The organism is Chamaesiphon sp. OTE_8_metabat_110, from assembly GCF_031382685.1.
GTDB lineage: Bacteria > Cyanobacteriota > Cyanobacteriia > Cyanobacteriales > Chamaesiphonaceae > Chamaesiphon.
The window spans coordinates 1-8,530 of the sequence record NZ_JANMZA010000382.1 but is presented as its reverse complement, the minus strand read 5'-3'; the positions used below and the strand labels follow the sequence as shown (position 1 = coordinate 8,530).

12 protein-coding genes are annotated in these 8,530 nt (G+C 46.7%); 9 read left to right on the top strand and 3 right to left on the bottom strand.

The window, feature by feature from the left end; genetic code table 11:
• Positions 1-218 (top strand): GNAT family N-acetyltransferase (locus RMO52_RS14035; protein ID WP_310415247.1); only part of this gene is annotated, 218 nt, incomplete at its 5' end.
• A gap of 158 nt (positions 219-376) precedes the next feature.
• Here the strand turns inward: RMO52_RS14035 and RMO52_RS14030 are convergent.
• Both RMO52_RS14030 and devC read right to left on the bottom strand, forming a co-directional pair.
• Positions 377-1,129 (bottom strand): DevA family ABC transporter ATP-binding protein, encoded by a 753-nt coding sequence (locus RMO52_RS14030; protein ID WP_310415244.1) that lies wholly within the window; start codon positions 1,127-1,129, stop codon positions 377-379.
• An 8-nt stretch (positions 1,130-1,137) separates the two neighbouring features.
• Positions 1,138-2,367, bottom strand: a complete 1,230-nt coding sequence (gene devC / locus RMO52_RS14025) for an ABC transporter permease DevC (RefSeq protein ID WP_310415241.1) — start codon at positions 2,365-2,367, stop codon at positions 1,138-1,140.
• A 321-nt stretch (positions 2,368-2,688) separates the two neighbouring features.
• Here devC and RMO52_RS14020 point away from each other — a divergent pair, with 321 nt between their 5' ends.
• Positions 2,689-3,309 (top strand): TetR/AcrR family transcriptional regulator, encoded by a 621-nt coding sequence (locus RMO52_RS14020; protein WP_310415238.1) that lies wholly within the window; start codon positions 2,689-2,691, stop codon positions 3,307-3,309.
• A 222-nt stretch (positions 3,310-3,531) separates the two neighbouring features.
• Here RMO52_RS14020 and RMO52_RS14015 read toward each other — a convergent pair whose 3' ends face one another.
• The gene (locus tag RMO52_RS14015) at positions 3,532-4,308 is read right to left on the bottom strand and encodes a 7-carboxy-7-deazaguanine synthase QueE (protein ID WP_309737969.1); all 777 of its coding nucleotides are present in this window, start codon (positions 4,306-4,308) and stop codon (positions 3,532-3,534) included.
• 57 nt (positions 4,309-4,365) lie between these two features.
• On the opposite strand from RMO52_RS14015, the gene RMO52_RS14010 reads away from it, so the two are divergent.
• The 7 genes from RMO52_RS14010 (at position 4,366) to RMO52_RS13980 (ending at position 8,330) form a co-directional block, all read left to right on the top strand.
• Entirely contained in the window at positions 4,366-4,512 is a 147-nt protein-coding gene (locus tag RMO52_RS14010; RefSeq protein ID WP_309737970.1) for a hypothetical protein, read from the top strand.
• Positions 4,513-5,118: a hypothetical protein gene (locus tag RMO52_RS14005; protein WP_309737971.1), complete on the top strand. Its 606-nt coding sequence runs from the start codon at positions 4,513-4,515 to the stop codon at positions 5,116-5,118.
• 153 nt (positions 5,119-5,271) lie between these two features.
• Positions 5,272-6,093, top strand: coding sequence for an endonuclease VIII (gene nei / locus RMO52_RS14000; protein WP_310415235.1), 822 nt, complete (start codon positions 5,272-5,274; stop codon positions 6,091-6,093).
• Between the two features lie 47 nt (positions 6,094-6,140).
• Complete coding sequence (locus RMO52_RS13995; protein ID WP_309739390.1) at positions 6,141-6,533, top strand: hypothetical protein; 393 nt, start codon at positions 6,141-6,143, stop codon at positions 6,531-6,533.
• 40 nt (positions 6,534-6,573) lie between these two features.
• Positions 6,574-7,200 carry a Uma2 family endonuclease gene (locus tag RMO52_RS13990; RefSeq protein ID WP_309739392.1) on the top strand — a complete coding sequence of 209 codons (627 nt, stop codon included), beginning with the start codon at positions 6,574-6,576 and terminating at the stop codon, positions 7,198-7,200.
• 572 nt (positions 7,201-7,772) lie between these two features.
• Positions 7,773-8,153, top strand: coding sequence for a 30S ribosomal protein S12 (gene rpsL / locus RMO52_RS13985; protein WP_015161335.1), 381 nt, complete (start codon positions 7,773-7,775; stop codon positions 8,151-8,153).
• Between the two features lie 45 nt (positions 8,154-8,198).
• Positions 8,199-8,330, top strand: coding sequence for a hypothetical protein (locus RMO52_RS13980; RefSeq protein ID WP_310415232.1), 132 nt, complete (start codon positions 8,199-8,201; stop codon positions 8,328-8,330).
• Positions 8,331-8,530: the final 200 nt, after the last annotated feature.

The window sequence follows — 8,530 nt, the reverse complement described above, 5'->3', positions numbered from 1 at the left end:
GGTTATCCTATATTTATGTCTATCAACCGCCGCGAAGTCAAGGTTTTGGGCCAGAATTAATCCAACGACTCGCAAAAATTGCCCAGGAAAACGACTGTACCCATCTAGCTTGGAATGCTGATGCTCGCAACATTCGAGGACTGCGTTTTTACGATCGTTTAGGTGCAGAAATTACCGAGCAGCATGGTAATCGCTGTTTTTTGAGATGGGTGCCGTGAGCTAATGCACGATCGATCTCATTAACCTCAGCGGTTGGAAACCGCTGCTCGGAGTGCAAAGTCCGCCTACGCGGACTAATTTCTTAGTCCGCGTAGGCGGACTTTGCAACATTAGCCGCGACTTTAGTCGCAGGTAATAATTTAGGTGGCTGCGGGGATTAGGCAATTGCCACCGACTCAGGTTGGTTGCTTAAATGCCCATCCTCCATGTAGATAATTCGATCGGCAACATCTAAAATGCGGTTATCGTGTGTCACCATCAAGATGGTGCAGCCCTGTACTTTTGCCAGTTTTTGCATCAGTTCCACCACATCGCGCCCCGATTTCTTGTCTAGTGCGGCGGTAGGTTCATCGGCTAAGACGATTTGAGGACGGCTGACTAGGGCACGCGCGATCGCTACGCGCTGTTTTTGACCGCCCGAAAGACCTGCTGGATAGGATTGAGTCCGTTCTCCCAAACCCACCACTTCTAGCATGTGTACCGCTAAATCGCGCCGCTCCGAACGCGAATAAGTGCCGTGGACTTCTAGCCCCATCATCACGTTCTCTTGAGCAGTCAGACTGCTGTGGAGATTGTGTGCCTGAAAGATATAGCCACAGGAGCGACGTGCTGCTACGGCAACCGCTTTTTCCGCACCGACTAGTTCTGTCGCCAACATCCGCAGACTGCCGGATTGAGGCGATCGCAAGCCACCCATTAGCGATAATAACGTCGTTTTACCCGAACCCGAAGGGCCAGTCAAGATGACGATTTCGCCAACATTGATGGCAAGATTGATGTTAAAAAGTACCTGTTTTTTGAGTTCGCCTTCACCAAAAAAGTGGTTTAATTGCGCCACTCTAATCGCTGACGATAGCCTGACTGAAGACAGAGCTAGACGATCCCAGGTAATTATTGAAGATGGATTCATGTTGACTCCTAAAAATTATCGGCTGGGTCGGCAGATTTCAGCCTGCGAGTTGCCACTGTGCCCGACACTACACACATTACTACTGTAAGTGAAAAAATCAGAACTAGCCGCTCCACAGTCATGGCAATTGGCAAAGCACCGAGGTTCCGAATTAGCGTGTATTGTCCTAATGCAAGTGCTAAACCAGGGAAAAATCCCAGCGTTGCCAGAATGAGAGATTGTTCTAACACGATGAGAAATAAATAACGATCGCGATATCCCATCGCCTTAAACGTGGCATATTCACCCATATGCTCATTTACGTCGGTCGAGAGAATCTGAAAAACGATGACCATCCCCACGATAAATGACATCACTGTGCCGAAGGTGAACACGATGCCCAGTGGGGTAGTTTCCTGCCAGTAGGCTTCCTCGTCGTTTACATACTGCTGTTTGGTCGAGGCGATCGTATCGGGCGGTAAGATGGCTTGGATCTTGGCGAGGACTCGCTCGGGATCGACTCCAGGCTTAACTTTGATCGATCCCAAGCTGATTTGTCCGGGACTGCGATCGGGAAAAAAGCGCAGAAAAGTTTCGGGACTAGTGATGAGTGTCCCCTCCGTTGTAAATGAAGCACCGAGTGAAAACAGTCCGACGACTTCGATCGTCCGGCGTTGGACTTCCGTTTTCACAGATTTTCCGGCGGCAACTTGGGCAACGACATCGGCATACGCACCCCGGCTCAACCGATCGAACAAAAAGGTATCGGGCTGCTTGAGCTTATCGAGATTCTGATTGATTTCAGGGAAGGTGAATGCAGGTCGATCGAGACTTTGCCCCACTAGTGTGAGTTGAGTTTTGCGCCGCGTCTGGGGATTTTTCCAAACGACCGTCGCTACATACAGCGCTTCGGCAGATTGCACGCCAGGGATATCTTTAATTTGATAGAGACGACGGCGGGGTAAAGTATTCGCCAGATTTAAGTCCCGATACTGAGCGCTGCTGATGATGATGTCTGCATCCATACCGCGATTGAGCATGGTATTACTATCAAACAATGCGGCTTGAATGCCAAGTTGAGCAAACATCAATAGATCGGCAAAGGCAATGCCCGCTACTGCCACAAGTAGCCGCGATTTACTTTTCTTGAGTTGCAGCCAGCCTAACGGAGTTCGATCGACAATTGCCTGCCAACTACTATTCTTTACAGGGCGAACAGCGGTCGCATTTTGTGGTGATTCATGTAGTATCAATTTCATCGATCCCTCCTGTAACCTGTAATTTATCAGTGCAGCAACCTTTCGATCGGAACTAGCATCAATTAAACGAATGTTTTAGTATAAAAGCATGACCGATAGACTGTTAAACGGCTTTTTGAAGCCATGAAAGTCTTGCAAACTAACGCAATTTGCCGATCGAGCTAAGTCTTTAGCCGAATGGCATTAATTCAAACGTTCGTTTGATTTAATTAAAGCAGACATTTGGGTAAATTGCAACATGCGAAGCTAAAATTGTCCTACACGTCAGTCTGAGACCGGGATTGCCTTACAATTGACACCACTCGAACCAATGCAGAAATTGTGATTACTACAACAACCGATACCAAAGAACAAATCATTAATGTTGCAGAACGACTCTTTGCCGAGCGAGGCTTTGCTGGTACTACATTACGAAATGTGATAAGTGAGGCAGAAGTCAACTTAGCGGCGGTTCACTATCACTTCGGGTCGAAGGAAGAGCTGTTTAGAGCAGTGGTGAAGCGGTTTGCTCGTCCGATCGTCGAGCAAGAATTAGCACTGCTCAAGCAACTTCAGGCGGGGGGTCTAGTGCCGTCGGTAGAAGCGATCTTGACCGCATTATTCAAACCCTGTCTGGAGTTTTTGGCTCAAGACAAAGAGTTCTTGCTCGTCCACACTCAATTTATGGGGCGTTGTTGGACGGAACCCGAACCGCTCAAGAGTATTGTGACGGAGGAATTTTCGGCATCGATCGAAGCATTTTTGGATGTGTTACAGCGGGCACTACCCGACCGATCGAGATCGCAGCTTGCCTGGAAATTCGATCTGGTAATTGCCGCACTAAATCGAGTCCAATCTGAAGCTGGGCAACCTTGGGCACTGATCCAAAGTACAGATCCCCAAGCAATTCAATCAGCAATCGAGCAACTAGTGAAGATTCTCAGTCCGGGGATGCGATCGTAACTACTCCCTTCCCAGTGTCACATTAGACATCTAGAGTAGTGAGTGAATAGTGAATAGTGGATAGCTTGCACTGTTGGCGTTGGCGTAGCCTGCCATCGGCACAGTGTGGATAGGCGACCGACATCACAAATCGAAATTGTCTATTTCTTGAGTGGGAAGGGTGTAAGTAACCATCTATGGGGAAAACCAACACGATCGATCTGCGTCAAAGGTCGATAATAACTATAACTGTCCCAGCATCTTATGTGTTTGCGGAATTACGCGAATATGTGGTACATACTCCTTCATTAAAGCTTGCCAAGCTAGAACTTGTGCTGGTGTCGGAGCTGTTAAAGCCGGATTAGTATGGGGACTGGCTAGTGCGGTCATTGGTTGTAAGAAAATAATAATGCCATCGCTCACATCAGCGACTAACTGCGCTGCTTTCTTAAGTTCCTCTGGATTAGTAGTTTGGGAAATAATAATTTTTACAAACACTTCGACCTTAGCAGCTTGACATAATTGCAAAAATTCTCGATGTTTTTCCCAATGACTTTCACCGCTGACACTCGGTAACTTGATATCCATTCCCACCAGATCCAAGTAAGGTAAAACCTGCGCTAGCTGGCTGGGGCGATGTCCGCCAGTTTCGAGATAAATCGGTAACTGCGTCAATTGTTTAACTCGCGGCAAAAATTCGACCAGGAAGGGGGCATGTAATAAAGGTTCGCCACCAGTAATACTGATACTATCGTGCAGATGCGGCACATTTTGCCGATCGACCCACGTTAATAATTGGGGCAGCTCGATCGGGTTATCATGAGTGACAAAATCCCGCTCTCCTGGAGTCTGCTCGATCGAGCATGTCGGTTGTTTCGTCCAAGTATGTTGGCTGTCGCAGTAAGCGCAACGCAAGTCGCAGCCACCAAACCGAACGAAGATCTGGCGCGTCCCCACATTAATGCCCTCACCCTGAATCGCCGAGAAAATTTCAATTAAGTTAGCTGTGAGTGCAGTCATAGGAGCGAAGACGAGGGATAACCGATGAACTAACTATTCTAGATCGGGTTCGATCGGATGACATTAACTCAAGTCGATAGCTCACCTGATTATTATTTCCAGATTCGAGTAACATCGAGAAAGTTTCCGTATATATTGAGTAGTCGATCGGTTTCAATTTCTAGTGTTGTCAGTGGTTATGAATTATTGATGGAATTAATTTAAATGATGGATGCTCAAGAATGGTTACTGGATTTTGTAAGGTTTTATAAAGAATTAGGTTTTTTTGAGGAGCATTCACATTTATCAGAGAGGAGTATCGCTGACTGGATCGGAAAGAAGAAGGGGCTAGATTTAAGCCAGAAAAGCTGTAGAAAGGACTATGTAGTTCTGGGCTATCTCACACGAGTATGGGGAGTAGCACTTGACGCTGTTGATTCTTTCGATTTTTCCCACGCTAAAGAAGTTGGATATGGTTGGAAGTTGCACGAAGATATTTTGAATGGCTGGGCGGGTATATCAAGAGGTTCATTCCGTCCAGAAGGAGTAAAATCTACATGGCACAGTGCTGAAGAGCCGATAAGAGTTGAGTTTACGCTTGCCGATGTGCCTTACGTTCTTCAACTTGAGCCTGATTTGCTAGATGACGACTCTTTCTACTATTACTGCAACTTAACATTGATGAAACTGGCAGAAGCTCTCAATCCTTGCATAAGAGAGACTGGGTATCACTTCGTAGTCTGGGATTTAGGATGTGCAGCCTTAGTTATGTGTGTCACTCCTAATGAGAAAAGCCTTATTGCAGAGGGTAGAGATGCTAATTTTCTGTAATTTGAGGAGTTGTAGTCCGTAGGTTGGGTAGAGCGACAGCGAAACCCAACGAACACATCAATACCCTAGAGATGTTGGGTTTCATTCTTCAACCCAACCTACTAATGAATTTATTAATTGATAACTCTTTGCCAGCCATAGCCCAAAAACCCCATGCCTGAAGGCCCAGAAATTAAATTAGCCGCCGATAAGATTGCTAAAGATATTGTCGATCGATCCCTCACCGAAGTCTCCTTTGCTTTCGATCGTCTCAAGTCCTTTGAAGCCGAACTCACCGCCGCCCGGATTGTCTCTGTCACCCCCAAGGGCAAAGCCCTACTGACTCGCTTTAGTAATCAACTCAGCATTTATAGTCACAATCAGCTTTACGGCGTTTGGTACACTCGTTGCGCCTACGATTATCCAACCACCAATCGACAGCTGAGGTTAGCAATTCATACCGAAAAGCGATCGGCACTACTCTACAGTGCCTCAGATATTGACGTATTAGACGACGACCAAATCGCCGTCCATCCTTTCCTACAAAAACTCGGCCCCGATGTGTTAGAGGCTACTACAACAGTGGAAATGGTGCTAGAGCGGCTTCAAAGCAAAACATTTCATCGCAAAGGATTCCCCGCGCTGCTGCTAAATCAGCATTTTTTAGGCGGCTTGGGCAACTATTTACGCAGCGAAGTTTTATTTGTAGCAGGAATTCATCCTACTTTAAGACCAGTGGATTGTTCGATCGACAGCCTTCAGAAACTAGCCGTCGCCCTCCTCGAACTCCCACGCCAATCCTACGCCACCAAGGGGATTACCAATAGCTTGGCGATCGTTAGACAACTCAAACAACGCGGTCAAACCCGCCGTCAATACCGCCACTGGGTCTTCGGTCGTCAAGATTGCCTCTGTCACCTCTGCCACACCAAAATCCTCAAAGATACCCTCGGCGGGCGACGGGTTTATTTTTGCCCTAGTTGTCAAGCTAAATAACTAATTGTTGTTCGAGTGTAAAAAGCATATCAACAAAGGTTTCACACATGACTAGCTGCGCAAATACATCTGAACAACTGCCAGATTTTGAGATTAGTTACCGATTTCTATCGTTCGCAGAGGGTGGTCGTCAAGATTGGACACTATATCAGCACTATCGCTGCGATTGTTCTTACGAGGGAGACAACATTGCAAAAACTGGTATTTATATGATTTGGCCTGAGTTTTTAGCTGCGGATGGTTCGATTTTTCCAAATGACATTCCTGTTCCAGCAGAAGGCTTTGCAACCATGTGGATTATGTCGCCTGAAATGCGCTGTCAGATCCACTCTCAAAGAATTAAAGTGGGAGTAAAGGGGTATTTGATGGAAGGGGGTAGGCAGGTTGCAGAAGCTATTGTTACTAGTGTTATTGGACTTCACTCATTCCCAAATTCGTAATTCTGATAGAATTAATTCATTAGTTTGGCTAAGTTAGCTTATGACCACTACCATCGATCGATCGATTCAACAACAGTTCCTCAGTTTTGATGAGTTTCTGATTCGTTACGGTGGCGATAATCGCTACGAGCTAATTGACGGAGAGGTATTTGACTTGGAACCAACAGGCTCGCATGAAGAGGTTGCAGCTTTCATGACAACCAAGATTTGCGTTCAGATCGATGCAGCAAGCTTACCTTGGTTCGTCCTTCAACGAGGCATATTACGCCCTGACAATATTGGCATGACGGCATTTAGACCGGATGTAGCCGTAATAGACAGAGATCGACTTACGCAAGAAATATACTGGTCTGAGCAATCGATTCTGACTTTAGGCAGTTCGATTAAATTTGTGGCGGAAGTGGTAAGTAGCAATTGGCAAAATGATTATTCCCGTAAGGTTGAAGACTATGCAGTTTTGGGTATTCCTGAATATTGGATTGCTGACTATGCTGGCTTAGGTGGTACTCGACATATTGGTAAACCCAAACAACCTACTCTGTCTATCTGTACACTGGTGAATGGAGAGTATGAAATTCAGCAGCTTCGGGGAAATGAATCGATCGTCTCTGCAACCTTTCCAGATTTAAAACTGACAGCCGAACAAGTATTGAGCGCAGGGCGATAAAATCACTGACTGAGTTAACTACTGTGGATTCGGGTTAAGGATATTTGCTTCGTCCAATTCCCGCACTCGATTGAAATCGGTGCTAGTAGTACAAAGTCCGCCTGTCTTGTCTCGCTAAACCGTCGGGGAACCCGACGAGCACTTTTCGCTACGCGGACTAATTTATTTAGTCCGCGTAGCGAAAAGTGCGTTCTTGGGGTTTCCCCTGTCTTGTCGTTTTCTTATTCGGCGGCGTTTTATGCGGGGGTTCCCCCCGCATAAAAAACGCCAAGACGGGGGGAACCCTAGACATAAAAACGCCGCAAGTGAAGCACCTTTTCAAGACAGCGGCTCGCGCTCGTCGGGTTTCCCGACGGTTTAGCGAGACAAGACAGGCGGACTTCGCATCATGAGCCACGATTTGCGACGCGCGTTCTGGAGGTTCCCTCCAGGTCGAGCGCGTCAAGACACAATCGTAGGCATTTCCATATCGATATCTTACTTTTCTGATTGACACACGCAAACAAATAGTCATAGAATGGTAATTTGTCAACAGTTGGAACCATTCGGCGACTGTCAAAATTTTGTAAAACATGCCAACCATCCAACAGCTCATTCGCAAAGCCCGCGAAGACTACAAAGTCAAAACTAAGTCACCCGCACTGAAGGAATGCCCTCAGCGTCGCGGTGTTTGTACTCGCGTTTATACGACTACACCCAAAAAGCCTAACTCAGCTCTCCGTAAAGTAGCGCGGGTGCGGCTCACTTCTGGTTTTGAAGTCACTGCCTACATTCCTGGTATCGGTCACAACCTTCAGGAACACTCGGTCGTGATGATTCGCGGCGGTCGGGTCAAAGATTTACCTGGGGTCAGATATCACATCATTCGCGGTACGCTCGATACCGCTGGGGTGAAAGATCGCAAGCAAGGTCGTTCCAAGTATGGAACCAAGCGACCCAAAGCTGCTAAGTAAGTTTCTTAATTTTAGGTGGCGATCTCTCGATATCGTTCGAGTGCATTGTCTATATGTGTAGAAGCTCACAGACCGATCGCAGCCAGCAAGACTGCAAACAATCCCATGCTGATGGTATTTTTGCCTGTAATTGCCTTGAGTGCCAGCAATGGACATTCGAGCGGCAACTATAAATAATTGCTGAAATAGAGATAAATTGGTAGTTTCCGGTTTCGTTGCAAATGGCTCAAAGACCGTCGTTAGACGATCGCAAAGCCATCACTGAAGATTCCTAGATTAATCCTCAATGCAAATAAGTAAGTGACCGAAGGCGAGCCACAGATGCTCTCATCCAGAGGTTGTAACAACGTCAGTACCTAAACCAATCACCAATTCAA

Bases quoted from the DNA above. Each gene is read 5' to 3' on its own strand.
- devC (WP_310415241.1), bottom strand. From the start codon at position 2,367: ATGAAATTGATACTACATGAATCACCACAAAATGCGACCGCTGTTCGC.
- nei (WP_310415235.1), top strand. From the start codon at position 5,272: ATGCCTGAAGGCCCAGAAATTAAATTAGCCGCCGATAAGATTGCTAAA.
- RMO52_RS14005 (WP_309737971.1), top strand. From the start codon at position 4,513: ATGATGGATGCTCAAGAATGGTTACTGGATTTTGTAAGGTTTTATAAA.
- RMO52_RS13995 (WP_309739390.1), top strand. From the start codon at position 6,141: ATGACTAGCTGCGCAAATACATCTGAACAACTGCCAGATTTTGAGATT.
- RMO52_RS14010 (WP_309737970.1), top strand. From the start codon at position 4,366: ATGACATTAACTCAAGTCGATAGCTCACCTGATTATTATTTCCAGATT.
- RMO52_RS13990 (WP_309739392.1), top strand. From the start codon at position 6,574: ATGACCACTACCATCGATCGATCGATTCAACAACAGTTCCTCAGTTTT.
- RMO52_RS14015 (WP_309737969.1), bottom strand. From the start codon at position 4,308: ATGACTGCACTCACAGCTAACTTAATTGAAATTTTCTCGGCGATTCAG.
- RMO52_RS14030 (WP_310415244.1), bottom strand. From the start codon at position 1,129: ATGAATCCATCTTCAATAATTACCTGGGATCGTCTAGCTCTGTCTTCA.
- rpsL (WP_015161335.1), top strand. From the start codon at position 7,773: ATGCCAACCATCCAACAGCTCATTCGCAAAGCCCGCGAAGACTACAAA.